This is a genomic window from Blautia sp. MSJ-36 (assembly GCF_018917985.1).
Lineage (GTDB): Bacteria > Bacillota > Clostridia > Lachnospirales > Lachnospiraceae > Blautia_A.
On sequence record NZ_JAHLPQ010000001.1, the window covers coordinates 298,680 to 324,400 of the forward strand.

A 25,721-nucleotide genomic window follows, 5' to 3' on the forward strand; every position below is an offset into this window, starting at 1 on the left:
TATAAATGCAGGATTTTTTACCGGTTACAAGGGAAGATATGAAGTCAAGAGGCTGGGAAGAAGTGGATTTTGTCTATGTAACGGGTGATGCTTATGTAGATCATCCGTCATTTGGATCTGCCATTATCGGGCGCCTTCTGGAAAGCAGAGGCTATCGAGTTGGAATGATTCCCCAGCCAGACTGGCGAAAGAAAGAGAGTATCCAGGTGTTCGGGGAACCGCGCCTGGGTTTTCTTGTTACAGCCGGAAACATGGATTCCATGGTGAATCATTATACAGTTTCCAAAAAACACAGAAGTACAGATGCCTATTCGCCAGGTGGGAAAATGGGCCTAAGACCAGATCGGGCTTGCGTGGTATACAGCAATCTGATCCGGCAGACATACAAACATACACCGATTATTCTCGGTGGAATTGAAGCCAGTCTTCGGAGAATGGCACATTATGATTACTGGGAAAACAAGGTCAAACACAGCATTTTGATTGATTCCGGTGCAGACCTGATTTCCTATGGAATGGGAGAACATTCGATTCTGGAGATTGCGGAAGCTCTGCAGAGCGGAATTCCAGTGCAGGAAATCACTTATGTGGCAGGTACTGTCTTTAAAAGCCATGATCTCGGCAGAGTTTATGATCCGATGGTACTTCCGGATTTTGAAACGGTGAAATCGGATAAAAAAGCATATGCGGACAGTTTTGCAATACAGTATCGGAATACAGATCCTTTTACAGCCAAACCACTGGCGGAGTTATATGGAAACCGGGGATATGTAATACAGAATCCTCCTGCACAGCCTCTGACTCAGACGGAAATGGACGATGTCTATGATCTGCCTTATACAGGACAGTACCATCCTATGTACCAGAAAGAGGGTGGGATTCCGGCACTGAAAGAGATTAAATTCAGCCTGACCAGTAACAGAGGATGTTTTGGAAGCTGCAATTTCTGTGCGCTGACTTTTCATCAGGGCCGGATTTTGCAGACAAGAAGTCATGAATCTATTGTGAGAGAAGCAGTAAGGATGACCGAAGATCCGGAATTTAAAGGATACATTCATGATGTCGGCGGTCCTACCGCAGATTTTCGGCATCCTTCCTGCAAAAAGCAGCTGACGAAAGGTGTCTGCAAGGAACGGCAGTGTCTGTTTCCTTCACCCTGCAAAAATCTGACCGTAGATCATAAAGATTATCTGCAGCTTCTCAGAAAAGTCCGGAATATTCCGAAAGTCAAGAAAGTTTTTGTACGTTCCGGGATCCGTTTTGACTATCTGATGGCTGATCCGGACAGAACTTTTCTCAATGAACTTGTAAAGTATCATGTCAGCGGTCAGCTACGTGTGGCACCGGAGCATGTTTCGGATGAAGTGCTGAAATATATGGGGAAGCCAAAACATGCCGTTTATGAGAGCTTTTTAAAGGCATATGAGAATGCCAATGCCCATACGGGCAAACAGCAGTACGCAGTTCCTTACTTTATGTCTTCCCATCCGGGCTGTACCATGAAAGAAGCGGTGAAACTCGCGGAATATGTCCGGGATCTTGGATTTACACCGGAACAGGTGCAGGATTTTTATCCGACTCCATCTACACTTTCCACCTGTATGTATTATACAGGAATTCATCCACTTACAGGAGAGAAGGTTTATGTACCGAAAAATCCTCATGAGAAGGCAATCCAGCGTGCGCTGATGCAATATAAAAATCCGGAAAACCGTGAACTGATTCTGGAAGGTCTTAAAATGACCGGCCGCATGGATCTGGTAGGATTTGGACCGAAATGCCTGATTCGCCCAAGAGAGTTTCGTGGAAAGAGTACAGGAGGCAAAAACAGCGGCACCAGAAATACAAATACCGATCGAAGATATTCTGCTGTTTCTTCGAAAAAGACACAAAAAACACAGACAAGGAGTGGGGCACATGAAAGATACCAGAAAAAGAAAAACAAAAAAAGGTGATTTTGGTTACTTCAGCAGTGAGAAAAAACGCCGGTTTCTGATTACAGTCGGGTTATTTTCTCTTCCTCTTCTTATTTTTTTCGTGGCATGGTATGTCAACGGGACAAGAATGACAGTATGGACTGTTCTGACTGTTGTAGGTTGTCTTCCAGGATGTAAATCCATGGTAAGTCTGATTATGATTCTGATGCGGCATCCTATGGACGAAAAACTTTACAAAGAAATACGGAAACATGCAGGCGACCTTGTTATGGCCTACGAAATGTATATGACCTTTTACGAAAAAAGCGGCTATCTGGATGCAGTTGCTGTATGTGGAAATACCGTTGTGGGATACACCAGCGATTCTAAGGCCGATACAGCGTATCTGGCAGAACAGTCTCAGAAAATTATCCGAAAAAACGGATATAAAGCAGATGTGAAGATTCTTAAAGATCTGAAGCCATATCTGGAACGTCTGGATTCTATGAATGAACATAAAGAATCTTTAAGAAGTGGAATCAAATTCACACCGGATGAACGATATCCGGATCTTTCCAGGGAAGAACTGATCAAGCATACAATCCTGGCAATCTGTCTGTAGGAGCATTTATAATGAAGGAATTTATCATTAATGAAAATGAAGCAGGACAGCGTTTTGACAAATATCTGGCCAAGCTTCTCAGGGAAGCCCCGAAAAGTTTTTTTTACAAAATGATGCGTAAGAAAAATATCACGCTCAATGGAAAAAAAGCAACTGGAAATGAAAAACTTCTTTCCGGGGATCATGTGAAATTGTTTTTAAGTGACGAAACATTCGAAAAATTCAGTGGAAGTATTGCTGCTCCACGTGCACATCATGTTCTGGATATTATTTATGAAGATGAAAATATTCTTCTGATTAACAAGCCTGCCGGAATGCTTTCGCAGCCAGCAGATGATGGCACCCCATCTCTGGTGGAATATCTTACAGGCTATCTTCTGGAAAATGGCAGCCTTACGGAAGAAGATTTGAGAACATTTCGTCCGTCCGTTTGTAATCGCCTTGACCGGAATACCAGTGGTCTGATTGCAGCGGGGAAAAGCCTTGTGGGATTGCAGACGCTTTCCGAAATGTTTAAGTTAAGGGAACTTCACAAATATTATCTCTGTCTTGTGGAAGGCATCCTGGACGAAGAGAAATATATCAAAGGCTATCTTGCGAAAGACAAAAAAAGTAATAAAGTAACAATATATAAACAGGAGAAAGAAAATGCTCTGCCCATAGAAACCAGATATTTTCCTCTTGAAAATAATGGAAAACGGACACTTCTTAAAGTTGAGCTGATTACAGGACGTGCACATCAGATTCGTGCACATCTGGCTTCGGAAGGACATTCTGTGGTGGGCGATCCCAAATATGGAAAGACAGAGAAAAAGTTAAGTGGTCAGTTGCTGCACTCTTTCCAAATGGAATTTCCCGAGCTTACAGGAGTTCTTTCTTATCTTTCCGGAAAGATATTTACAGCACCGGTTCCGGAAATCTTTCTCACGAAATTAAAAGAGGAGCAGTTGGAGGAAAGTTATTATGAAAATCTGGAATGAAATATGGGATTATGTAAAAATGATCATCATTGTGGTAGTGGTGGTTCTTGTTATCAATAATGTGGTACTTATCAATGCCAAAATACCATCAGAATCGATGGAAAATACCATCATGACAGGTGACCGTATCTTTGGTTTCCGTCTGGCATATGGCTTTAATATGAATGTATTTGGAAATGAAATATCCAAAAAATGGAAAGATCCGGAACGCTTTGACATCGTGATTTTTAAATATCCGGATGACGAATCTCAGCTGTTTATCAAACGTATTATCGGACTTCCTGGAGATAAAGTTGAAATCAAAGATGGTAAAGTTTATCTCAATGATTCTGAAACACCACTGGATGATTCGTTTGTACCGGAGACACCGCTGGGAAGTTTCGGACCATATGAAGTACCGGAGAACTGTTATTTTATGATGGGTGATAACCGTAATAATTCCAAGGATTCCAGATACTGGCAGAATACATATGTGCGTTTTGATCAGATTGTGGGAAAAGCCGAAATCCGTTATTTCCCATCCATCAAACTTCTGAATTAAGGAAGGGTGTTATGGCAACATGGAACAGCAGAGGGTTAAGAGGTTCCACGCTTGAGGAACTGATTAACCGTACCAATGAACAGTACAGGGAAAAGGGACTGGCCCTGATCCAGAAAATTCCGACGCCGATCACCCCGGTGAAAATGGATAAAGATAGCCGTCATATTACGCTGGCATATTTTGAACAGAAAAGTACAGTAGATTATATCGGAGCAGTACAGGGAATTCCTGTCTGCTTCGATGCAAAAGAATGCTGTGTAAAGACCTTTCCCCTTGCAAACATTCATCCTCATCAGGTAGCTTTTATGGAGGAGTTTGAGAAGCAGAAGGGGATTTCTTTTTTTCTGATCTATTTCAGCGCAGATAATGTTTTTTATTATCTTACTTTACGCAAACTGAAAGAATTCTGGAAACGGATGGAAGAGGGCGGACGGAAAAGTTTCCGCCGGGAAGAACTGGATGAGGAATTTTATCTTCCGGCAAAAAGCGGATTTCTGGTTCCTTATCTGGAGGGGATCCAGAAAGATCTGCAATTACGGGATTGACTTTTGGAAAAGTTTCCTATATAATCAAATTTAAGTTTTTCTGTGGTAGCATGGTAGCGAACTAAAGCGAAACGCAGAAAATCCAAAACGTGTTACGGAGGAAATGAACATGCAGCGTATTTTTCATACACCTGAAGGTGTGCGGGACATTTATGGAGAGGAATGCAGCCGCAAAAAACGGCTCCAGAGGGAGCTCCACCAGGTGTTTTCGAGATATGGATATGAAGATATAGAAACACCGGGATTTGAATACTTTGAAGTGTTTAGTAATGAAGTGGGAACGATCCCATCCAAGGATCTTTATAAATTTTTTGACAGAGAGGGAAATACCCTTGTTCTAAGGCCTGACTTTACACCATCGGTTTCCAGAGCGTGTGCCACATATTTTGATCCGGAAAAGGGACCGGTAAGACTTTGTTATACAGGAAATACATTTATCAACAATTCCAGTTACAGAGGACAGATGAAAGAAAATACCCAGATGGGTGTGGAACATATGGGAGATGATTCCGCGGCGGCAGATGCGGAGATCCTTGCCATGACTGTAGAGTGCCTGAAAGCAGCAGGACTTACGGAATTCCAGGTCAGTGTAGGTCAGGTAGATTATTATAAATCCCTGCTTGCAGAAGCAGATCTGGAACCGGAGATGGAGGAACATCTTCGTGAACTGATCTCCCAGAAGAATTATTTTGGTGTGGAAGAACTTCTGAAGGGACAGAATTTAAGCGAGAGCCTTTCCGAAGCTTTTGCGGAACTGCCGCAGATGTTCGGTTCCGTGGAAGTTCTGGAAAAAGCGAAAAAACTTACCTCCAATCCGGAGGCACTTTCCGCAGTAAAACGTCTGGAAGAGATCTACGAGATCCTGAAAGTATATGGCTGTGAGAAATACATTGCTTTTGATTTTGGAATGCTCAGTAAATTCCGTTATTATACAGGAATCATTTTCCAGGCTTATACATATGGAACCGGCGAACCACTGATCAAAGGTGGACGTTATAACGAGCTGATGAAACATTTCGGAAAACCGGCTTCTTCCATTGGATTTGCCATTGTGGTTGATAACCTGATGCTTGCTCTTTCCAGACAGAAGCTGACCGTTCCATCCGGTGATAAGACCGTTGTGATCACCTATGCTCCGGGAGAGCTGAAAAAAGCGATCCAGGAGGCAGTTGCACTTCGTGGAGAAGGTAAAAAAGTGGCATTATGCCCGGCAAAGGAGGAGCAGGAATAATGAGATATCTTACATTTGCCCTCACAAAAGGGCGTCTGGCCAACAAAACACTGGATATGTTTGAAAAGATCGGTATCACATGTGAGGAGATGCGTGACAAGGATTCCCGTAAACTGATCTTTACCAATGAGGAACTGAAACTGAAGTTTTTCCTTGCGAAAGGCCCGGATGTGCCGACTTATGTAGAATACGGTGCCGCAGATATCGGTATTGTAGGTAAGGATACCATTCTGGAAGAGGGAAGAAAACTTTACGAGGTTATGGATCTGGGATTCGGAGCATGCCGCATGTGCGTATGTGGCCCGGAAAGCGCCAGAGAAGTTTTAAATAACAACCAGCTGATCCGTGTTGCCACCAAATACCCGAACATAGCAAAGGATTACTTCTATAATAAAAAACACCAGACTGTGGAGATCATCAAACTGAATGGTTCCATTGAGCTTGCACCGATCGTAGGTCTTTCCGAAGTCATCGTGGATATCGTGGAAACAGGAAGTACCCTTCGCGAAAATGGTCTTAAGGTGCTGGAGGAAGTCTGCCCGCTGTCTGCCCGTATGGTAGTCAACCAGGTCAGCATGAAAATGGAAGATGAAAGGATCCGTAAACTGATCACAGAACTTCGAAACGTTGTCAAATAAGCTGTGAAGCTGTTTATTTGCTTATGAGCATGTAGTGGAACGGATTGTGAATAAATACAGAAAGAAGGCAGAAGTTATTATGCGTAAGGTAAAACTCACCAAGGAATCTACAAAAGATATTCTGGAAACTCTCTTAAAAAGAAGTCCTAATAATTATGGCAAATATGAGGATGCTGTAGCAGATATCCTCGCAAAAGTAAAGGCAGAGGGAGATGAAGCTCTGTTTGCTTTTACCAGAGAATTTGATAAAGTTGAAGTGACAAAGGAGACGATCCGTGTTACACCGGAGGAGATCGAGGAAGCTTATAAACTGGTAGATCCGTCTCTGATTGATGTGATCAAAAAAGCGCTGGTAAATATCCGCAGCTATCATGAAAAGCAGCTTCAGAACAGCTGGTTCACAAGTACGACAGACGGTACTATGCTTGGCCAGAAAGTAACTGCACTGAACCGTGTAGGTGTTTATGTTCCAGGCGGAAAAGCTGTATATCCATCTTCTGTACTGATGAATATCGTTCCTGCCAAAGTAGCAGGTGTGGACCGTATTGTAATGACAACTCCTCCGGGAAAAGACGGAAAGGTGAATCCAAGCACACTGGTTGCTGCCAATGAGGCCGGTGCAGATGAAATTTATAAAGTGGGCGGTGCCCAGGCTATCGGAGCTCTTGCATACGGAACTGAGAGTATCCCGAAAGTGGACAAGATCGTAGGACCTGGAAATATTTTTGTTGCTCTTGCAAAAAAAGCAGTTTATGGTTATGTCAGCATTGACTCCATTGCCGGACCAAGCGAGATCCTTGTTCTTGCAGATGAGACTGCAAATCCACGTTATATCGCGGCAGATCTTCTTTCTCAGGCAGAGCATGATGAGATGGCGTCCGCGATCCTGATCACAACAAATGAAGAATTTGCAGATAAGGTTGACGCAGAGGTAAAAGGTTTTGTTGAAAAACTTTCCAGAAAAGCTATCATCGAGAAATCTCTGGAGAATTTTGGATATATCCTGATCGCAGAAGATATGGACGAGGCCATTGAGGCAGCCAATGAAATTGCCTCCGAGCATATGGAGATCGTCACAAAGAATCCGTTTGAAGATATGATGAAAGTACGAAATGCAGGTGCGATCTTTATCGGAGAGCACAGCTCCGAGCCTCTTGGAGATTATTTTGCAGGACCGAACCATGTACTTCCTACCAATGGAACCGCGAAATTTTTCTCCGCACTTTCTGTAGATGATTTTATTAAGAAATCCAGCATTGTGTATTATTCCAGAGAAGCACTCCGGAAGATCCACAAGGACATTATCCAGTTTGCCACATCGGAACAGCTGACCGCACACGCAAACTCCATTGCAGTCCGTTTTGAGGAAGAGGATAAGGAGAACGAATAATGGCAAGAGAAGCACTGATCGAAAGAAACACAAAAGAAACACAGATTCGTCTGCAGCTGAATGTTGACGGAACAGGAAGTTCCGATATTGATACAGGTATTGGCTTTTTTGACCATATGTTGGACGGCTTTACGCGTCATGGACTGTACGATCTTACACTGAGAGTACACGGTGACTTGAATGTGGATGATCATCATACCATTGAAGATACAGGTATTGTCCTTGGAAATGCGATCCGTGAGGCGGTAGGGGACAAAAAAGGAATCAAACGTTACGGCAGCTGTATCCTTCCCATGGATGAAGTTCTGGTGCTCTGTGCGGTGGATCTTTCCGGAAGACCTTATCTTGGATGGGATGCGGAGTTTTCCACGGAGAAAATAGGAGATATGGCAACCGAGATGGTGAAGGAATTTTTTTATGCAGTGTCTTATTCCGCAGCAATGAATCTTCACATCAAAGTTCTTTCCGGCGGAAACAGCCACCATGTGGCAGAAGCCATGTTTAAGAGTTTTGCCAAAGCCCTTGACGCGGCAACACAGTATGATTCCCGGATCACAGACGTGCTTTCTACCAAGGGAAGCCTCTGATACATAAAGGAGACCACTTATGAACAAACAGTTGATCCCATGCCTTTATCTTCAGGCAGAAAAAGCGGTAACAGGGTTTGGACAGAGAAATCTTTTCGGAGATGGAAATGTAGAGACACTTGCAAAGTTTTACGGCGACAATGGAGCAGATGAGCTTCTGGTGTTTGACTTTTCTTCTGCAGATGCAGAGCATGACCGTGCGATTGGAAAGATCCGGGATATCTGCCAGGCATCGGAAATCCCGGTGATCGCAGCAGGAAACATCAAACGCATGGAAGACGTAAAAAAACTGATCTATGCAGGCTGTGCCAAAGTTGTATTAAATTTTTCAAAGAAAAGTAATATTGAGCTTCTGGAGGAAGTATCCAGACGTTTTGGAAAAGAACGTATGATGATCAGTATTTCTGATCTGAAGGAATTTACAGAAAATCAGGATCTGATCGAAACCTATGCAGACAGTGTTCTGGCTCTGGATACAGTGGAAAATGAAATCGCACAGATTTCGCAGATTTCCATTGTTCTCCACACGGACGAAAGCAGTCAGGAAAAAGTTCTGGAGCTTTTAGGGGAAACCGCCGTGTCCGGACTTTGCGGTGCTTATGTGAGCAGTCTTGAAAATGATCTGCATACATTAAAAGAGACCTGCGAAAAAGCCGGAATTCCGGTGAATACCTATAAAAGCAATATTGCATGGTCCGATTTTAAATTAAACAGTGATGGAATGGTTCCGGTTATTGTCCAGGATTACCGGACAGATGAAGTGCTGATGTTGGCCTATATGAATGAACTGGCTTTTGATACCACATTGAAACTGGGAAAAATGACATACTGGAGCCGCAGCCGGAATGAACTCTGGACAAAAGGCCTGACATCCGGACACGTACAGTATGTAAAATCTCTTACCATTGACTGTGACAATGATACAATCCTTGCCAAGGTGGATCAGGTGGGGGCTGCCTGCCATACAGGAAACCGTACCTGTTTCTTCAAACCACTGATGAAGAAAGAGTACGATGATACCAATCCACTCCATGTATTCCAGAATGTGTACGATGTGATCACAGACCGGAAAGCGAATCCGAAGGAAGGTTCCTATACCAATTATCTTTTTGATAAGGGAATTGACAAGATCCTGAAAAAAGTCGGTGAAGAATGTACAGAGATCGTTATTGCCGCCAAAAATCCGGATAAAGAAGAGATCAAGTATGAGATCTCAGATTTTCTCTATCACATGATGGTACTGATGGTGGAAAAAGGTGTCAGCTGGGAAGAGATCACCAGAGAACTGGCAAAAAGATAGAATTAAAAAAAGACATATACAATTTTGGTTAGGCATGGTATACTTATCGGAACAAAGTGCGGAAATATAAGAAAAAGGGAAAGGGAAACAGCCAATGATCAAAATTGATGACTGGGTGATCGAAAAAGGAGAAAAAGCACAAGGTAAGATTGAGATCACAGGATGCGGCATGGCGATGCCGGCGACTGTGATCTGCGGGGTGGAAGACGGACCGACGATCCTGATCACAGCAGGAGTACACAGCGCCGAGTATGTAGGAATACAGGCGGCGATGGAACTTGCGAAAGAATTTCAGCCGGAGGAACTGAAGGGAAATGTGATCATCATTCCGCTGGTCAATGTCAGTGGATTTGAACATCGTACCATGAGTATGGTCTATGAAGATGGTAAGAATCTGAACCGTGTTTTCCCGGGAGATCCTGAGGGGACAGCTGCAGACCGCATTGCCTATACCATGGTGACGAAACTTTTTTCCATAACGGATTATTATATTGATCTGCACAGCGGAGACGGATATGAGCAGCTTCATCCATATGTTTATTATGTAGGGGTTGTAGATGAAGAGACGGCAGAGAAGTCCTTACATATGGCAAGACATATCGGTGTCAAATATGTGGTCCGCTCTACAACTGCTACAGGTGGTGCCTATAATTATGCCTCTTCTCTTGGAATTCCAAGTATTCTCATCGAGAGGGGCGGACACAGTTACTGGACCTGGGAGGAAGTGGAACAGGACAAAAGAGACGTCCGTCATCTTGTGTTTCATCTTCAGGGGAAGAAATGTCACGGACTGAAACATTACCGTCAGATGCTTCTGGAAAATGTGGTATATGAATATGCACCATATACCGGATGCTGGTATCCATCCAAAAAGCCTGGAGAGTACTTCTTTAAAGGAGAAGACCTGGGTGAACTGAGAGATTACTACGGAAACCTGCTTTATACATCCATTGCAACAGAAAATGGAGTTGTACTTTATCAGACAGCCAGCCTGAATATTATTGAGGACGGACCGATGATCGCCTATGCAGCGATCACAGAGACGCTGACCTGATATTCGCAGAGCTTTTCCACCAAAAATTGTTTTATTCAATTCCTATAGAAGCGATAAGAAAACCGGATTTTACCGTTTGTTGTTCTATTTGTAAAAATAAACGCGTAAAATCCGTATTTTTTTGACAAATCGGATAAACTCAGTTGTTAAATACCTAACGGGGTATATGTACAATTCAAACAGCTTTGACAAAATTGATAAATATTCTAAAAATACAACATTTTTCTATGGACAACAGCAATAGATTTATCATACAATAAATCCGTAATTTAACAGCATTTGCTGATTTTTACATCAGCCGTTGCAAGTTCCGAGAGGATTAATAGGGAAACCGGTGTAAATCCGGTACGATCCCGTCACTGTAATGGGGAATCCTCAGATAAAATACCACTGGCCGGGTGCGTGAGAAATAGGGCCGGGAAGGTGTCTGAGGGTGAGGAGCCTGAGTCAGGAGACCTGCTTGTAATTGTTTTAAGATGATTCTTACGGAAGATAGGAAGCATGTTTTTTTGTGTGTGCCCGTATTTCGTCACGGGCTTTTTTCGTGCGTATTTCTGAAATTCCATGCATTTTCTGCATATAAAGAATCCCATTATAGTTATTATTATCTTATATAAGTTGAAACGGCTATGCTAAAAATCACATCAAATGAGGAAAGGAGTAAAACGTGACAAAGAAACAAGTAGGAAAAAGATTTCTCCAGATCATAATTGTATTGTTTGGAATCAGCTTTTTCACATTTGGACTGACCTACCTGTCACCTGGTGATCCTGCGGAGATCATGTTGACAGAGTGTGGTAATCTTCCAACACCGGAACTTCTGGAACAGACAAGACATGATCTCGGCCTTGACCAGCCATTTCTTGTACAGTATGGTTCCTGGCTGAAAGGTGTTGTAACAGGAGATATGGGACAGTCCTATTCTTTCAAAATGCCGGTAACGGATAAACTGGTATCCTGTTTCTGGCCGACGCTGAGGATGTCGTTGCTGGCACTTCTGATGATGGTCATTATTTCCATACCGCTTGGAATACTGGCCGCTGTATATCAGAACAAATTCCCGGATTATTTTGTAAGAGGAATTACCTTTGTGGGAGTATCTGTTCCAAGCTTCTGGCTGGGCCTGATCCTTCTCAGCATCTTTGGTGTTCAGCTTCGCTGGATCAATGTTGCCGGAGGCAGTACAGATTTTAAATCCATGATCCTTCCGGCGCTGACACTTGCACTTGCCATGTCTGCAAAGTATACCAGACAGGTAAGAAGTGCAGTACTGGAGGAGCTTCACCAGGATTATGTCACAGGTGCAAGAATGCGTGGGATCAAGGAAAGCGTCATTCTCTGGAAACACGTTCTTCCTAATGTAATGCTTCCGCTGGTAACACTGCTGGGACTTTCCCTTGGAAGTCTTCTGGGAGGTACTGCAGTTGTAGAGATCATTTACAACTGGCCTGGAATGGGAAATATGGCAGTAAAGGCAATTTCCTGTCGTGACTATCCTCTTGTACAGGGCTATGTACTCTGGATCGCGATCCTGTACATGTGCATCAACCTGCTTGTGGATCTATCCTACACTTATCTCGATCCAAGACTTAAGGAGGATAGATAATTGAAAAAAGTATTACGAATATTCAAAGAAAACAAACAATTCACTCTTTTCTTTATTCTAGGTCTTGTGGTGATCGGTGTTGCGATCTTTGCACCGCAGCTTTCCCCATATGATCCGTTGGATGCAGTTATGACCGAATCACTGCAGGAGCCGAGCTCCGCCCATCCATTTGGAACAGACAAACTTGGGCGAGATCTTCTTTCCCGTGTTATTTTCGGAACAAGAACGTCTCTGATCATGACCTTATGTCTGGTTGCGGTGATTTTTGTGATCGGTACATTTTTAGGAGTTATTGCCGGATATTTTGGCGGTATTGTAGATGCGGTGATCATGCGCATTGCGGATATGATGATTTCCTTCCCGGGCCTTGTGCTGGCCATCGCCATTGCCGGTATGCTGGGACCGAACCTTGTCAATGCCGTTATCTCCATCGCGGCTGTAAGCTGGACGAAATATGCCCGTCTTGCAAGAAGTATGGTTCTGAAAGTCAAGAAGAGTCTTTACATAGAGGCAGCTGTGGTAAACGGAACAAAGACCTGGAAGATTCTTCTTGTACATGTTCTTCCAAACATGGTAACACAGATGGTGGTAACTGCGGCAGCAGATATCGGAACCATGATGCTGGAGCTGGCTTCCCTTTCTTTCCTGGGATTTGGTGCAACTGCGCCGACACCGGAGTGGGGACTGATGCTCAACGAGGGAAGAACCTACATGGCAAAAGCGCCATGGCTTATGATCTACCCTGGTATTGCCATTGTGATCTGCGTGGTTGTTTTCAACATGCTTGGAGACAGCATCCGCGACGTACTGGATCCACGCCAGGATTAATAAAACATTTTCTGTAACAAACCAACACCATATTATTAGTATATTTATCTTTAGGAGGATGAAATGAGAAATAACGTAGTTAAAAAAGTGCTGGCTGCTACACTTGCATGCATGATGACTTTTTCCATGACAACAGTGGCTCAGGCAAAAGGTGACAAAAAAAGTGATAAGGAGATCACCATCGGAGTAACAAGCTTTGCAGATACACTGGAGCCGACAGAGCAGTATTTCAGCTGGGTAGTATCCCGTTATGCGATCGGAGAGTGCCTCACAAAATTCGATGAGAACGGTGAGATCGTTCCATGTCTTGCAGAAGAATGGGAGAACAGCGAAGATGGAAAAACATGGACCTTCAAGATCCGTGAGGGCGTAAAATTCTCCAACGGCGACGATATGACACCAGAGATGGTAAAAGCTTCCATCGAGCGTACCGCTGAAAAGAGTGACCGTGTTCCGGAATTCTTTGATCTCGACAGCATCGAGGTTGATGGACAGAACCTGATCTTCCACCTGAACAGAGCAAATGCAAACATGGCCGGATGCCTTGCAGACCCGCTGTTTCTGATCGTAGATACAAATGTAGATGATTCTACATTTGCCATGGAAGGACCGATCTGTACAGGACCTTACGCAGTAGAGTCCTTCAACCCGACAGATTCCTGTGTCGTAGTAAAAAATGAGAACTACTGGGATGGAGAAGTTCCCCTTGATAAAGTTACACTGAAATGTGTGGATGACCAGACAACACGTTCCATGGCTCTTCAGACAGGTGAGATCGATATCGCTTACAACCTGAAAACAGAGAATCTGGTTGAGTTCGAGGGAAATGACAACTATGATATTCAGGAACTTCAGTCTCTTCGTTCCACCTATGCGTTTATGAACCAGAACGAGGATCATGCACTCAGCGACAAGGCACTTCGCCAGGCACTTCTCCGCGGACTTGACAAAGAGACATACTGTAACACTCTTCTTGAGGGTGGTGCAACAGCTGGTAAAGCACCGGTTCCGCCAACACTTGACTTTGGATTTGATGATCTGAACGATGAGAATGCTTACGATCCGGATGGCGCAAAGAAGATTCTTGAGGAAGCTGGATACAAAGATGTTGACGGTGACGGATTTGTAGAGACTCCGGACGGAGATCCGCTTGTTCTTGATTTCGTTATTTACACAAGCCGTGCAGAGCTTGGTGTATACGCACAGGCAGCACAGGCCAGCCTGAAAGAGATCGGTATCAATGTAAACCTGAATACTGTAAGTTATGAGACACTTCTTGACATGAGAGATTCCGGTCAGTATGATCTTCTGATCTGGAACGTACTGGTTGCCAACACAGGTGATCCGGAGAACTACTTAAGAGAGAACTGGTACAGCTCTTCCGCAAACAATACTGCAGGATACAACAATCCGGATGTAGATAAACTTCTTGACGAGCTTGCTCAGACATTCGATGAGGATGCAAGAAAAGATCTGATTATCGACATCCAGCAGGATATTATGGATGATGCAGCAACTGTATTCTTCGGTTATGAGACAACTTATCTCTTCTCCAATAAGAAAGTAACTGGAGTTAAGATGTATCCGATGGATTACTACTGGCTGACAAAGGATATCACTCTTGCCGAGTAAAGGAGCGTTTATTTATGCTTGAAATCAAGGATCTTTCCGTTCAGTACGGAAAGCAGGCACCTACCATTGAGCATTTCAATCTTTCCATGAAGAAGGGTGAGATCATCAGTGTTGTAGGAGAGAGTGGAAGTGGAAAAACAACCGTGATCCGTGCTGTCCTCGGCGCTCTTGCTGGGGGTGGCCGGGTCAGTGCCGGTGATATTCAGTTCAACGGACATTCCCTGCTTTCCAATACCAAGGATGAATGGAGAAATTTAAGAGGTACCCGCATTTCCATGATCTTTCAGGACTGCGGCGGAACCCTGAACCCGATCCGCAAAATCGGAAGCCAGTATGTGGAGTATATTTGTACACATACTGACGTATCCAAAGCAGAAGCATGGAAAAAAGGCTGCTCCATGCTTCAGAAAATGCGTCTTCCAGACGCGGAAAATATCATGAAAAGTTATCCTCACCAGCTTTCCGGTGGTATGCGTCAGCGAGTTGGTATTGCCATGGCTATGACTTTTAACCCGGAACTGCTTCTTGCAGATGAGCCGACCAGTGCCCTGGATGTAACCACGCAGGCACAGATCGTACGCCAGATGATGGAGCTCCGTGATGATTTCGGAACCGGCATCATCATCGTTACTCATAACATTGGTGTAGCGGCTTATATGGCCGATCAGCTGGTTGTTATGCAGCACGGAAAAGTTGTGGATCAGGGAACACGTGATGAAGTCATGAATCATCCGACCAGTGACTATACAAAGAAACTGCTGGCTGCAGTGCCGGAAATGGAGGGACAGCGTTATGTTTAAGGAATCCGATATCGTACTCAGTGCAAAACATATCGTAAAACAATTCCCGGCTTCTGGTGGCAGAACATTGACAGCCTGCAATGATGTAAACTTAAATGTTTATAAAGGAAAGACTCTGGGAATCGTAGGAGAGAGCGGCTGTGGTAAATCCACCTTTGTCCGTATGGTCATCTCTCTTGACAAGCCAACCAGTGGTGAGATCCTTTATCATGGAAAAAATCTCTCCAATCTTTCCAAGAAAGAAACCTGGCTGAACCGTCAGAATATGCAGATGGTATTCCAGGATCCACTGGCATCTTTTGACCCGAAAATGAAGATCGTGGATATTCTTACAGAGCCGCTGATCAATTACGGGAAACTGAAAAGAAGCGAAAAGGAAGCCAAAGCCAGAGAACTTCTGGAAATGGTAGAACTTCCCGGAGATTTTGTAGACCGCTATCCTCATAATATGAGTGGTGGTCAGAGGCAGCGTATCAGTATTGCACGTGCACTTTCCCTGGAACCGGAGATCCTGGTGTGTGATGAGGCAACCTCCGCACTTGACGTTTCTGTACAGGAATCGGTGATCCAGCTGCTGGTACGTCTCCAGAAGGAGAAAAACATCAGCATGCTCTTTATCTGCCATGACCTGGCGCTGATCCGTTCTTTTGCTCATCAGATCGCGGTAATGTATCTTGGAAATATCGTGGAGGTAATTCCAGGAGAGGATGTTGCAGAAAAATCTCTTCATCCATATACACAGGCTCTTCTTGGCGCTCAGTTTTCCATTCATATGGATCAGAACAAAAAGATCGAGAGTATTGAAAGTGAGGCTCCAAGCCCTCTGGATGTTCCTCATGGCTGCCCGTTCCAGAATCGCTGTGAGCACTGCATGGAGAAATGTAAGACGATCCGTCCGGTGCTTACAGAGGTAGAGTCCGGACATGAAGTAGCCTGCCATTATGTAACTGAGAAATAAAGAAAGGCAAAAAACAGTATGACATTAAAAAACTTTAAAGTACTGGGCATTCTGCTGTTGTTGCTTGCCGTTTTTGCAGTTGGCGGGAAAAAAGTTTCTGCTGCTTCCGAAGACGGAGATGTTCAATATACAATAGGTGTTGTAGTATATAATCAGAACAGCCCGGAAATGAACATGTTTATGAACTATTACAGAGAATATATCCAGCAGGGATTTCCGGTAAAGTTCTATTTTTCAGGCAGCATTAATTCTGCAGAGGACGAGATCAATTTCATCCGCGCAATGAAGCTGCAGGGCGTAAGCGGAATCATTTCTTTTTATGGACAGGATATTCAGAAGATCGTAGAAGCCTGTGATGAAGAAGAAATGTATTATGTTCTTGGTTCCGGAAGTATCAGCGATGAAGATTATGACAAGGTAAAAACCAGCCCGTATTTTCTTGGAAGTGTAGGACCGGATGCAAAGGCAGATTATGAAGCCGGCTACAATATGGCAGATTATTTTGCAGATGCAGATACCAGCAGTTATATTGTGCTGACCGGTGGTTCTTCCGTAGGAAACTACATGCACCTTCAGAGAACCATTGGTGTTCTGGAAGGACTGGCTGAAAAAGAAGGACTGACTTATTCGGAGGATGTTGAGAAACTTGCGTCATCTGAGAAAACAACGGTTGTAGATGCAGGAAAGGATGATGTCAGCATTACCATCTGCCCTAGATATATGACAGATCCGAAAGGAATCAATAACCTGAAACATGCTTTTGTAGATAGAAATTATGATGCAGTTCTCTGTACCTTCAATGTAGATGAGGTCATGAAGACGATTACTTCCAAGGAAGAAGAGCAGGGCTCCAATATCAAAGTTGGAGCTGTTGACTGCTTCTCCATGGGAAATCATGATGAGATCAACGATAAAGATTCTTTTGGTAATCCGAAGATTGATTACATTGCAGGAAAATATGCATCCATGGGCGGCCCTGCATTTGCGATCCTGTACAATGCAATGTCCGGTCATCCGGAGGCAAACACGGATGATACAGATTGCAATACCGTTCGTCTGTATCAGGGATTCTGGAGCGCATCCGATAAAGATACCTTCAATGAGCTTTACGGATACACACAGGATATTTATGAAAATGCATACAGCTGTGCAGATCTGATGGAAGTGATCAAAGCTTACAATACAGATACCACACCGGATGATCTGAAAGCACTGACAGAAGCGTATACAGTGGAAGATGTGCAGAAGCGTATTGAGGAAAACTAAACAGAAATTTTGGAAAAGAGCTGGGCTGTCTTATGGGTTCAGCCCTTTTTCTTCGTATAAAAGACATTTTTATTCAAAAAAATGGAAAATCCTCTTTACTTTCTTAAGTTAATATAATAAAATCTATAAATATGTGAAAACATACATAGATAAATGAAGGGAGAGAACTATTCTTGACAACAGCACATATTTGTATAATGGCAGCCATTATCGTCTACCTGGGTGCAATGATCTTTGTGGGTTATCTGTGCTCCAAGAACAATAACGACAGTTCCGATTTCTATCTGGGAGGAAGAAAGCTTGGACCTCTTGTAACAGCTATGAGTGCAGAGGCTTCGGATATGAGCAGCTGGCTTCTGATGGGCCTGCCTGGACTTGCTTATCTTACCGGTATTGCAGATGCAGGCTGGACAGCCATTGGCCTTGCGATCGGAACTTACGTTAACTGGAGGATCGTGGCAAAAAGAATCCGCCGCTACACACATGTGGCAGGAAATTCCATTACATTGCCATCCTTTTTCAGCAACCGTTACAGAGATGAGAAAAAGATCCTGCAGTCTATCGGAGCGATTTTTATCGTAATCTTTTTTATTCCGTACACAGCCTCCGGATTTGCAGCCTGTGGTAAACTTTTTGCAAGTCTCTTCGGGGTAAAATATCTGCCGGCTATGATCATCAGTGCATTGGTCATCGTTGGATATACCACACTGGGAGGGTTCCTGGCAGCATCTACCACAGACTTTATCCAGAGTATCATCATGTCCATCGCACTTGTGATCGTATTTGTATTTGGGATCAGCACAGCAGGTGGTATTGAAGCAGTTGCAGACCATGCAAGATCACTGCCCGGATATCTGACTATGTTTACTACATATGATCCGACAACCGGAACAGAACAGGCATACCCACTGCTTAATATCATTTCCATGCTTGCATGGGGACTTGGATATTTCGGAATGCCGCATATTCTTCTTCGTTTCATGGCGATCGAAGACGAAGAAAAGCTTACACTTTCCAGAAGAGTAGCAACTACATGGGTAGTGATCTCACTGGCAGTAGCAGTACTGATCGGTGTGGTAGGACTTGGAATGACAGCAGCAGGAGAGTTTGACCTTCTGGAGGGCTCCGCATCTGAAACAATTATCGTTCAGATTGCAGATCTTCTCAGTAAACATGGTGTAATTGCAGCAATCCTTGCAGGACTTATCCTCGCAGGAATCCTGGCATCCACCATGTCAACCGCAGATTCTCAGCTCTTGGCAGCATCCTCAGCCGTTTCTTCCGACCTTCTCGGAAGCATCCTGAAGGATAAAGAAACAAAAAAAGAAAGCATGGTAGCCGATAAGATCACGCTTCTTCTCATCGCAGTAGTAGCCATGTTTATTGCCCGCGACCCGAACAGTTCCGTGTTTACTATCGTATCCTTTGCCTGGGCAGGTTTCGGAGCCGTATTCGGCCCTGTAGTCCTCCTGGCATTATTCTGGAGACGCTCCAACTGGCAGGGAGCCCTGGCAGGAATGATCTGCGGCGGATCCATGGTATTCATCTGGAAATACGGAATCAGCAAACTCGGCGGCGCCTGGGAAATCTATGAACTCCTTCCCGCCTTCCTGGTGGCCATCGCAGCAAACATCATCGTCAGTCTCCTCACCAAGGCCCCATCCAAAGAAATCACCGACGAATTCGATTTGGTAAACCAGAAATAAACTATTTTTCAATAACAACAAGTAGTCAACAATTCACACCATACAAAACAAGCCCGATACAGATCGCAATCAGGACATCTGTATCGGGCTTGTCATCTTTTTTATTTATAATTTGAATAAAGTCACACAGCCAAAATGTTTTAAGCGTGGCCGGAGGGAAGGGGTGTGGGGAAGGGAAATGGCCTTCGCAACTATGAATGCTTCCCTTCCCCACGCTTTTCACAGCTTTCAAGCCGAGAAAAAACTAATTTTTTCCCTCAAGCTTTTTTAACAACTGCTCCATTGTTAAATTCAACACCGGATGCCGTAAATACGGTGCAATCTCCACCATAGGCTTCAACACAAAATCCCGATTCTCCATATCAATATGAGGCACATGCAATACCTCCGTGTCAATGATCTCATTATCATAAAACAAGATATCCAGATCCAGTGTCCGTGGCCCCCAATGTATGATCCGCTTCCGATCCGCAGCCTGCTCCAGCACATGCAGCCTGTCAAGAAGCTCCTCCGGACAAAGCAAAGTCCGGACTCTTAAAGCTCCATTGAGAAATTCATCCTGCTCCACACCGCCATAAGGCTCTGTCACAAGATACTCCGAAACTTTCTCAACAACGATCTCTTTCATATCCCGAAGCCCCTGGATCGCATCGTCCAGGTATTTCTTCTTATCCCCCATATTGGAACCAAAAGCAATATAGGCCGTATGCCAGCCACGGGTAATTTCCACAGCAACGGTTTTCAGTGGAAGCCCTACCGGAGCCCATGGCTTCTCAATACGAAGGGTGATCTTTTTAAGAAGCGGAAGAGAGAGCAGCAACATTTCTGCCAGATTCTCCAAAGCAGCTTCCAGAAGTTTATAGGTGTTTTTCTGAAGAAAATCGGTGATCATATGGCTGACTTCCCCATAATTGATGGAAGCGGAAAGATCATCTGTCAGCCCTGCCGGACGTGTCTCTGTATACATAATGGCAGAAACAACAAATTTCTGTCCAAGAGCAGTTTCTTCCGGAAATACACCATGGTTTGCAAAAATCTCAAGATCTCTGATTTCGATTTTATCCATCGGTTCCTCCTAGCGTCCCAGAATGGCTTCTGTCATCTGGATGACACGCTTGTTTTCTTTGATATCATGAACACGGACAAACGCACAGCCTTTCATAACACCGATCACGGATGTGGCAAGAGTTCCCTCCACACGCTGATCCACCGGAAGATCAAGGGCAAGTCCGATCATGGATTTTCTGGAAGTACCAAGAAGTACCGGATAACCTAGTTTCTGGAAAAGCTCCAGATTATCCATTGTCATCAGGTTCATCTCATATGTTTTACCAAATCCGACACCCGGGTCAAGAATGATCTTGTCATCGGCAATACCGGCACGTTTGGCGATATTGACACATTCCTGGGTTTCAGCCAGCATGTCTACAATAAAGTTGTTATACTCTGTGTTATCTTTGTTATGCATCAGACAGCAGGGAGCATTATATCTGGCGATAACAGGAGCCATCTCCGGATCATATTTCAGTCCCCAGATATCGTTGATGAGGTCTGCTCCGTGATTCAGGGATTCCTCGGCAACGCATCCCTTATATGTATCTACAGAAATCGGGATATCGAAACGGCTTTTTACTGCCTCGATAACAGGAAGTACACGCTCGATCTCTTCCTGTGCACCAACCGGTGTATGGCCCGGACGGGTGGACTCTCCACCGATATCCAGGATATCAGCACCTTCAGCAATCATAGTTTCTGTATGTTTCAGGGCATGGTCCATGTCGTTCCATTTTCCACCGTCTGAGAAAGAATCCGGTGTGACATTTAAGATACCCATGATATATGTTTTATTTTTCACATCAAATTCACGATTTCCGATTTTCATGGAAAAACCTCCTAATATTGGATCGTCATATTTTTTTTGGCAGGAGACCAGTAGCACTCTGGTTCTGCCTTACAGGAAAAACAGTTTCTGGATTTTTTGTCCGCACGATAGATCAGTTTTCCGAGAACCGTCTGGTCAGTCTCGGCTCTGTGACCGCGGATCGCCGAAACAATTGCTTGGATTTCCTCCGGAGAAAATCCAAGTTCCTTTAAAATCTGTCCGGCGATAATCGCACCGGCTTCATCATGAGGCGTACCATCTTCATATTGTCTGGCCCGTCCGATATCATGAAGAAGGGCAGTACAGTAGATCAGTTCCTTTGAAACCGGATAATTTTCCTCAAGGGCTCTGATATAGGCAAGACGTGCCACATCCAGAAAATGTTCCGGTGTATGTCTGCAGAATTCACGGTCAGCCTCCAGAAGTTGAAGTTTACGGAGCTCAGTCTGATAGAGCGGATGATTCCAGATCTGATTTACTCTGTCCATCAGTCTTTGACCATAGCGAGGAACTGTTTCTGAAGTTCCATATTTTCTTTGAATTCACCTCTTGTGACAGTGGTGATGGTCTTGCTTCCCGGCTTTTTGATTCCGCGCATGGTCATGCAGGTATGTTCTGCTTCCAGCATTACCATGATTCCTTTTGGATCAAGGACACGTTCCAGAGCATCTGCGATCTGCACAGTCAGGCGTTCCTGGATCTGTGGTCTTCTTGCGTACACATCAACGGTACGGGCCAGTTTGCTTAAGCCGGTAACTTTGCCATTTGGGATATATGCGATATGAGCTTTTCCATAGAATGGCATAAGATGATGCTCGCACATGGAATAAAAGGTAATATCTTTTTCCAGGACCATTTCGTTGTTTTCTACATGGAACTGTTTCTGAAGATATTCGTCCGCCTCGTTGTCAAGTCCGCCATAAATTTCCTCACACATACGGGCGATACGCTCCGGAGTTCCCTGCAGTCCCTCTCTGTCCACATCTTCGCCGATTCCTTCGAGAAGAAGTTTGATCGCTTCTTCTACTTTTGCTTTGTCTACCATAAATAACAACCTCCATTTGTTAAAAAAATCACGTTTTTCGGAGACTGTCTTTTTTATTTTTGCACACAAAAAAGATATCTCCAATTGTAATAGAACGTATGTCGAAAAAAGCCCTACACAATATGAGATATCCTCTTATATTGCTGCAACGGGTGCGGACTCCATACCGTAAGACGTACTTTTCGTTCTGGCGACAACTCCCCATTCGCCAAACACTTGACGCATAAAGTCCTATTTTGCATATCATTCATTTCACGGACAAGTATACCATATACTGGTATAATAAGAAAGGGAAAATGATAAAAAAATATCACAAAAATAGGGAATATGTTCTATGAATTATGCAATAGAATCTATGGATTTGACAGATTTTTACAGATTATATTCAGACAGATAGAAAAAGGAATATAAGACAGAAAATTCCCGGAACAGAAAAGGTGCTGTTCCGGGATCACAGAGCTGTTAATGGCGTATCATTTTCATCAGATTTACAATACGGTCAAGCCGGGCGATTTCCGCGGGACTTTTTCCCATCTTAAGTACTTCAATAATCGCAGAGATTTCATCGGAGCTAAAATTTAATCCCGCATTTTTTCCCTGAGAAGCTGCGCCCATAATAAACGGCATCAGTTCAGAAGGATTTTTCCCAAGTCCCTGATCTGCAAGATTCTGTAACATGGAAAGTTTCTGCGGATCCATTTGGGAAAGTTTTGGATTGTTTTTCCAGTCATCGCTCATGGATTTTTCCCCTCCTTCAGGAATTTTCGTTCATAATCTGCAGCATCTGAATGGTCGCCATCAGATTGGTGATCTGGTCAATCTGACGACGGCTTTCCCCACTGCAGCATTTTCGGATATCCTGCAGCATTTCCAGAGGATCTATGCCGGAAAGACTGGCAGCCTGCAGATCCGCAGATTTTTTCCGGTTTCGGAAAAGAGACATGGTATTCATAAGCTCCTGTGTTTTTGTATACATAGACAGAAACTGCTGGCCGGATGGGGGAAGATACGGAACCATGGCTTTTAGCATCTGATCCCGGTCACTTTCAACCATTTCATCCAACGCAGTTTTGGCAATATAATCCTGTTCCATAAAAAATCCTTTTTCCTGAAATCTATGATTTCATAAATGAAAATATGACGGAAAACCTGCAGCTGCCATATTATATATGGAAGAATTTTTTTGGAGCGTTTTATGGAATCTGAAAAGAAGCAGAAATTGGTAATTGATGGAAATGCTTTTTATGAAATAGATCTGAGATGTCTGGAGAAAAAAAGAAAGAAACAGGAGGAAGCAAAGAAACGGCAGCAGAAAAGGCAGAGGAGATAACCTCTGCCTTTTCTTGCCGGAAAGATCAGCAGCAATTGTTGCAACCACATCCGTTGTTTCCGCAGCAGAGCAGAAGCAGGATGATAATCCAGCAGCTGTCGTTACAGCAGCCATTGTTATTGCATCCGCATCCATTATTATTTCCGCAGCAGCACAGGAGACAGATAATCCAGAGAATGCAGGAACAGCTGCTTCCTCCGCCGCCAAACAGGGAAGTACCCCAGCCATTGTTACATCCGCATCCATTGTTACATCCACCATTACATCCGCAACTATTGTTTCCGCATCCGGAATCGCAGCCGCATCCGCAGTCATTACAGTTTGTAGCAGCTAAGTCACTCATCGATAAGTCCTCCAGAATTTTGTTTACAGTTCATCATATGGTTGGAAGCTGTCCACAGTTACAAAAAAGTTGACAGTATTTATTCGTTACGATATAATAAACGCGATGTAACATTTTTGTAATTTTTGAAATAGAGTTGATACATTTGTATCAGTTATAAGGAAATGGGGAAAATTATGAAGAATTTCAGAACAAGAAAATGGTTGAAAGGTCTGATTCTGGTTGCATTGCTTTTCACAGGATGTATGTTTCTATCAAATTCCACAACGGAGGTTCAGGCGGCAACTGCCGGTTTTAAAACCATTGGAGGAAAAACTTACTACATAAAAAGTGACGGAAGTAAGCAGAAAGGCTGGCTGACATTAGGAAAATATAAGTATTATTTCAATAAAACAACCGGTGTTCAGGTCAAGGGCTGGCTTAGTGTATCTGGAAAAAAGACCTATTATTTTACAAGCAAAAAAGGAGCCATGGTAACTGGCTGGATGACGGATTCCAAGAAGCATAAACGATATTTCAATCCAAAGACCGGTAAACTGACCAGGGGCTGGATGAAGAACAGCAAAGGCCAGAAGTATTATTTCACAAGCGGTGAAGGCGTTATGGCTACTGGCTGGATGAAAAACAGTAAAGGGCAGAAACGTTATTTCTACAGTAATTCCGGTGTGATGGCGACAGGCTGGCTTAAGAATACCTCCAAAAATATCACGTATTATTTTGATACAGATACCGGTTATATGTATACCGGCCTGAATCGGATCAGTGGTAAGCTTTATTACTTTAAGAGTAATGGAGTCATGGCTGTCAGCACAACCGTGTCAGTAAATGGTGTTACATATTCCATATCCGCAACAGGTGTAGCAACTGCAAAGACCAGTAAACCAAATGTGAATGTAAGTAACGGAAATGTTAAGGTTTATGACACTACAAACAGTCGTTATTATACAATGGTTAAGGAATATAAAAGCCATCCGGGAATTGCAAACGGAAAAACAACGGATGAGGCTCTTCTGGCTGCACTTTGTGAAGCAGAGGCGGGAAATCAGGGAAAAATCGGTATGGAAGCAGTCGCACTTTGTGTTCTAAACCGTACAATTAAGTCCGATAAAGAGTTTCCTTCAACAATTCGAGGTGTAATTTACGAAAACATTGGAAGCAGTACGACACCACAGTATTCTGTTGTAAGAGATGGTGCACTTGCGAAGCGGCTCAAAGGAACTTTTGAGAACCGTACACTTGCATATCAGGCTGCCAGAGAAGCGATGACTATTTTCAACAACTATGTAAAAACCGGAAAAGCGAGAACCTTAAGCGGATTTAAGAAGAAAGACTTTAATTATATGTATTTTATGATGAACAGTGCATTTAAAAAACAGCCACTGACTTTCAGCAAAGTGGAATACGAAGTTTATAAAGACCACACATTCTTTGTAGACTGGGTATAATAAAGCCATATCCCTGTCAGCAGCAGTTCAGCCGCTGACGGGGACTTTTTGTATTAAGAGGATATACGTAACCTTG

General features: G+C 43.7%; 27 protein-coding genes and 2 riboswitches. Of the genes, 21 read left to right on the forward strand and 6 right to left on the reverse strand.

Annotation, left to right across the window (positions count from 1 at the left end):
* Positions 1–5: 5 nt before the first annotated feature.
* The 18 genes from KQI39_RS01390 to putP all read left to right on the forward strand — a co-directional run bounded on the left by KQI39_RS01390 (position 6) and on the right by putP (position 19,600).
* Positions 6–1,955 (forward strand): YgiQ family radical SAM protein, encoded by a 1,950-nt coding sequence (locus KQI39_RS01390; RefSeq protein ID WP_253293012.1) that lies wholly within the window; start codon positions 6–8, stop codon positions 1,953–1,955.
* Entirely contained in the window at positions 1,918–2,538 is a 621-nt protein-coding gene (locus KQI39_RS17205; RefSeq protein ID WP_253293013.1) for a hypothetical protein, read from the forward strand. The genes KQI39_RS01390 and KQI39_RS17205 overlap by 38 nt, the downstream gene beginning before the upstream one ends.
* An 11-nt stretch (positions 2,539–2,549) precedes the next feature.
* The gene (locus tag KQI39_RS01395) at positions 2,550–3,518 is read left to right on the forward strand and encodes an RluA family pseudouridine synthase (protein ID WP_148447874.1); all 969 of its coding nucleotides are present in this window, start codon (positions 2,550–2,552) and stop codon (positions 3,516–3,518) included.
* A complete protein-coding gene (gene lepB, locus KQI39_RS01400; protein ID WP_148447872.1) occupies positions 3,502–4,059 on the forward strand; it encodes a signal peptidase I in 558 nt (185 codons plus the stop codon). Before KQI39_RS01395 ends, lepB begins: the two co-directional genes overlap by 17 nt.
* 11 nt (positions 4,060–4,070) lie before the next feature.
* Entirely contained in the window at positions 4,071–4,604 is a 534-nt protein-coding gene (locus KQI39_RS01405) for a Holliday junction resolvase RecU (protein WP_148447870.1), read from the forward strand.
* Between the two features lie 109 nt (positions 4,605–4,713).
* Positions 4,714–5,835 carry an ATP phosphoribosyltransferase regulatory subunit gene (gene hisZ, locus KQI39_RS01410; RefSeq protein WP_216415895.1) on the forward strand — a complete coding sequence of 374 codons (1,122 nt, stop codon included), beginning with the start codon at positions 4,714–4,716 and terminating at the stop codon, positions 5,833–5,835.
* Entirely contained in the window at positions 5,835–6,473 is a 639-nt protein-coding gene (hisG, locus tag KQI39_RS01415; RefSeq protein ID WP_148447866.1) for an ATP phosphoribosyltransferase, read from the forward strand. Before hisZ ends, hisG begins: the two co-directional genes overlap by 1 nt.
* A 79-nt stretch (positions 6,474–6,552) precedes the next feature.
* Positions 6,553–7,863 carry a histidinol dehydrogenase gene (gene hisD, locus KQI39_RS01420; RefSeq protein WP_021976577.1) on the forward strand — a complete coding sequence of 437 codons (1,311 nt, stop codon included), beginning with the start codon at positions 6,553–6,555 and terminating at the stop codon, positions 7,861–7,863.
* Positions 7,863–8,450, forward strand: a complete 588-nt coding sequence (gene hisB / locus KQI39_RS01425; RefSeq protein ID WP_216415897.1) for an imidazoleglycerol-phosphate dehydratase HisB — start codon at positions 7,863–7,865, stop codon at positions 8,448–8,450. The genes hisD and hisB overlap by 1 nt, the downstream gene beginning before the upstream one ends.
* A 19-nt stretch (positions 8,451–8,469) precedes the next feature.
* Entirely contained in the window at positions 8,470–9,750 is a 1,281-nt protein-coding gene (gene hisIE / locus KQI39_RS01430) for a bifunctional phosphoribosyl-AMP cyclohydrolase/phosphoribosyl-ATP diphosphatase HisIE (RefSeq protein ID WP_216415899.1), read from the forward strand.
* 94 nt (positions 9,751–9,844) lie between these two features.
* Complete coding sequence (locus tag KQI39_RS01435) at positions 9,845–10,804, forward strand: M14 family metallopeptidase (protein ID WP_118062897.1); 960 nt, start codon at positions 9,845–9,847, stop codon at positions 10,802–10,804.
* A 288-nt stretch (positions 10,805–11,092) separates the two neighbouring features.
* Positions 11,093–11,282: riboswitch (cobalamin riboswitch) on the forward strand.
* A 189-nt stretch (positions 11,283–11,471) separates the two neighbouring features.
* Positions 11,472–12,410 carry a nickel ABC transporter permease gene (gene nikB / locus KQI39_RS01440; RefSeq protein ID WP_118062895.1) on the forward strand — a complete coding sequence of 313 codons (939 nt, stop codon included), beginning with the start codon at positions 11,472–11,474 and terminating at the stop codon, positions 12,408–12,410.
* Complete coding sequence (nikC, locus tag KQI39_RS01445; RefSeq protein WP_173761678.1) at positions 12,411–13,238, forward strand: nickel transporter permease; 828 nt, start codon at positions 12,411–12,413, stop codon at positions 13,236–13,238.
* Positions 13,239–13,301: 63 nt separating this feature from the next.
* Positions 13,302–14,870: an ABC transporter substrate-binding protein gene (locus KQI39_RS01450; RefSeq protein WP_216415900.1), complete on the forward strand. Its 1,569-nt coding sequence runs from the start codon at positions 13,302–13,304 to the stop codon at positions 14,868–14,870.
* 14 nt (positions 14,871–14,884) lie between these two features.
* On the forward strand, positions 14,885–15,670 hold the full coding sequence (locus KQI39_RS01455) for an ABC transporter ATP-binding protein (RefSeq protein WP_021976429.1): 786 nt from the start codon (positions 14,885–14,887) through the stop codon (positions 15,668–15,670).
* Positions 15,663–16,628 carry an ABC transporter ATP-binding protein gene (locus KQI39_RS01460; RefSeq protein ID WP_216415902.1) on the forward strand — a complete coding sequence of 322 codons (966 nt, stop codon included), beginning with the start codon at positions 15,663–15,665 and terminating at the stop codon, positions 16,626–16,628. Before KQI39_RS01455 ends, KQI39_RS01460 begins: the two co-directional genes overlap by 8 nt.
* Positions 16,629–16,646: 18 nt before the next feature.
* Positions 16,647–17,894, forward strand: a complete 1,248-nt coding sequence (locus KQI39_RS01465) for a hypothetical protein (RefSeq protein ID WP_216415904.1) — start codon at positions 16,647–16,649, stop codon at positions 17,892–17,894.
* Between the two features lie 197 nt (positions 17,895–18,091).
* Positions 18,092–19,600 carry a sodium/proline symporter PutP gene (gene putP, locus KQI39_RS01470; RefSeq protein ID WP_216416096.1) on the forward strand — a complete coding sequence of 503 codons (1,509 nt, stop codon included), beginning with the start codon at positions 18,092–18,094 and terminating at the stop codon, positions 19,598–19,600.
* A gap of 244 nt (positions 19,601–19,844) precedes the next feature.
* On the opposite strand, the gene folK is transcribed toward putP, so the two are convergent.
* From folK to KQI39_RS01500, 6 genes are all read right to left on the reverse strand, one after another.
* A complete protein-coding gene (folK, locus tag KQI39_RS01475) occupies positions 19,845–20,666 on the reverse strand; it encodes a 2-amino-4-hydroxy-6-hydroxymethyldihydropteridine diphosphokinase (protein ID WP_216415906.1) in 822 nt (273 codons plus the stop codon).
* Between the two features lie 9 nt (positions 20,667–20,675).
* Positions 20,676–21,482 carry a dihydropteroate synthase gene (gene folP, locus KQI39_RS01480; RefSeq protein WP_216415908.1) on the reverse strand — a complete coding sequence of 269 codons (807 nt, stop codon included), beginning with the start codon at positions 21,480–21,482 and terminating at the stop codon, positions 20,676–20,678.
* A gap of 11 nt (positions 21,483–21,493) precedes the next feature.
* Entirely contained in the window at positions 21,494–21,970 is a 477-nt protein-coding gene (locus tag KQI39_RS01485; protein WP_216415910.1) for an HD domain-containing protein, read from the reverse strand.
* The gene (folE, locus tag KQI39_RS01490; RefSeq protein WP_148447851.1) at positions 21,970–22,527 is read right to left on the reverse strand and encodes a GTP cyclohydrolase I FolE; all 558 of its coding nucleotides are present in this window, start codon (positions 22,525–22,527) and stop codon (positions 21,970–21,972) included. The genes KQI39_RS01485 and folE overlap by 1 nt, the downstream gene beginning before the upstream one ends.
* Positions 22,528–22,671: 144 nt before the next feature.
* A riboswitch (THF riboswitch) is annotated at positions 22,672–22,768 on the reverse strand.
* Positions 22,769–22,989: 221 nt separating this feature from the next.
* Complete coding sequence (locus tag KQI39_RS01495; protein WP_216415912.1) at positions 22,990–23,265, reverse strand: hypothetical protein; 276 nt, start codon at positions 23,263–23,265, stop codon at positions 22,990–22,992.
* A 16-nt stretch (positions 23,266–23,281) separates the two neighbouring features.
* Positions 23,282–23,620 carry a hypothetical protein gene (locus KQI39_RS01500; RefSeq protein ID WP_148447847.1) on the reverse strand — a complete coding sequence of 113 codons (339 nt, stop codon included), beginning with the start codon at positions 23,618–23,620 and terminating at the stop codon, positions 23,282–23,284.
* 102 nt (positions 23,621–23,722) lie between these two features.
* Between KQI39_RS01500 and KQI39_RS17525 the strand changes: the two genes are divergently transcribed.
* The 3 genes from KQI39_RS17525 (at position 23,723) to KQI39_RS01510 (ending at position 25,645) form a co-directional block, all read left to right on the forward strand.
* Entirely contained in the window at positions 23,723–23,857 is a 135-nt protein-coding gene (locus tag KQI39_RS17525; protein WP_256442586.1) for a hypothetical protein, read from the forward strand.
* Between the two features lie 13 nt (positions 23,858–23,870).
* Positions 23,871–24,191 carry a hypothetical protein gene (locus KQI39_RS17995; RefSeq protein WP_216415915.1) on the forward strand — a complete coding sequence of 107 codons (321 nt, stop codon included), beginning with the start codon at positions 23,871–23,873 and terminating at the stop codon, positions 24,189–24,191.
* Positions 24,192–24,376: 185 nt separating this feature from the next.
* Entirely contained in the window at positions 24,377–25,645 is a 1,269-nt protein-coding gene (locus KQI39_RS01510) for a cell wall hydrolase (RefSeq protein WP_253293014.1), read from the forward strand.
* The last annotated feature ends 76 nt before the right edge of the window (positions 25,646–25,721 follow it).

Coding starts and splice junctions, on each gene's coding strand:
- KQI39_RS01390 (WP_253293012.1), top strand. CDS start 6: ATGCAGGATTTTTTACCGGTTACAAGGGAAGATATGAAGTCAAGAGGC.
- KQI39_RS17205 (WP_253293013.1), top strand. CDS start 1,918: ATGAAAGATACCAGAAAAAGAAAAACAAAAAAAGGTGATTTTGGTTAC.
- KQI39_RS01395 (WP_148447874.1), top strand. CDS start 2,550: ATGAAGGAATTTATCATTAATGAAAATGAAGCAGGACAGCGTTTTGAC.
- lepB (WP_148447872.1), top strand. CDS start 3,502: ATGAAAATCTGGAATGAAATATGGGATTATGTAAAAATGATCATCATT.
- KQI39_RS01405 (WP_148447870.1), top strand. CDS start 4,071: ATGGCAACATGGAACAGCAGAGGGTTAAGAGGTTCCACGCTTGAGGAA.
- hisZ (WP_216415895.1), top strand. CDS start 4,714: ATGCAGCGTATTTTTCATACACCTGAAGGTGTGCGGGACATTTATGGA.
- hisG (WP_148447866.1), top strand. CDS start 5,835: ATGAGATATCTTACATTTGCCCTCACAAAAGGGCGTCTGGCCAACAAA.
- hisD (WP_021976577.1), top strand. CDS start 6,553: ATGCGTAAGGTAAAACTCACCAAGGAATCTACAAAAGATATTCTGGAA.
- hisB (WP_216415897.1), top strand. CDS start 7,863: ATGGCAAGAGAAGCACTGATCGAAAGAAACACAAAAGAAACACAGATT.
- hisIE (WP_216415899.1), top strand. CDS start 8,470: ATGAACAAACAGTTGATCCCATGCCTTTATCTTCAGGCAGAAAAAGCG.
- KQI39_RS01435 (WP_118062897.1), top strand. CDS start 9,845: ATGATCAAAATTGATGACTGGGTGATCGAAAAAGGAGAAAAAGCACAA.
- KQI39_RS01450 (WP_216415900.1), top strand. CDS start 13,302: ATGAGAAATAACGTAGTTAAAAAAGTGCTGGCTGCTACACTTGCATGC.
- KQI39_RS01455 (WP_021976429.1), top strand. CDS start 14,885: ATGCTTGAAATCAAGGATCTTTCCGTTCAGTACGGAAAGCAGGCACCT.
- KQI39_RS01460 (WP_216415902.1), top strand. CDS start 15,663: ATGTTTAAGGAATCCGATATCGTACTCAGTGCAAAACATATCGTAAAA.
- KQI39_RS01465 (WP_216415904.1), top strand. CDS start 16,647: ATGACATTAAAAAACTTTAAAGTACTGGGCATTCTGCTGTTGTTGCTT.
- putP (WP_216416096.1), top strand. CDS start 18,092: ATGGCAGCCATTATCGTCTACCTGGGTGCAATGATCTTTGTGGGTTAT.
- folK (WP_216415906.1), bottom strand. CDS start 20,666: ATGGATAAAATCGAAATCAGAGATCTTGAGATTTTTGCAAACCATGGT.
- folP (WP_216415908.1), bottom strand. CDS start 21,482: ATGAAAATCGGAAATCGTGAATTTGATGTGAAAAATAAAACATATATC.
- KQI39_RS01485 (WP_216415910.1), bottom strand. CDS start 21,970: ATGGACAGAGTAAATCAGATCTGGAATCATCCGCTCTATCAGACTGAG.
- folE (WP_148447851.1), bottom strand. CDS start 22,527: ATGGTAGACAAAGCAAAAGTAGAAGAAGCGATCAAACTTCTTCTCGAA.
- KQI39_RS01495 (WP_216415912.1), bottom strand. CDS start 23,265: ATGAGCGATGACTGGAAAAACAATCCAAAACTTTCCCAAATGGATCCG.
- KQI39_RS01500 (WP_148447847.1), bottom strand. CDS start 23,620: ATGGAACAGGATTATATTGCCAAAACTGCGTTGGATGAAATGGTTGAA.
- KQI39_RS17525 (WP_256442586.1), top strand. CDS start 23,723: ATGGAATCTGAAAAGAAGCAGAAATTGGTAATTGATGGAAATGCTTTT.
- KQI39_RS01510 (WP_253293014.1), top strand. CDS start 24,377: ATGAAGAATTTCAGAACAAGAAAATGGTTGAAAGGTCTGATTCTGGTT.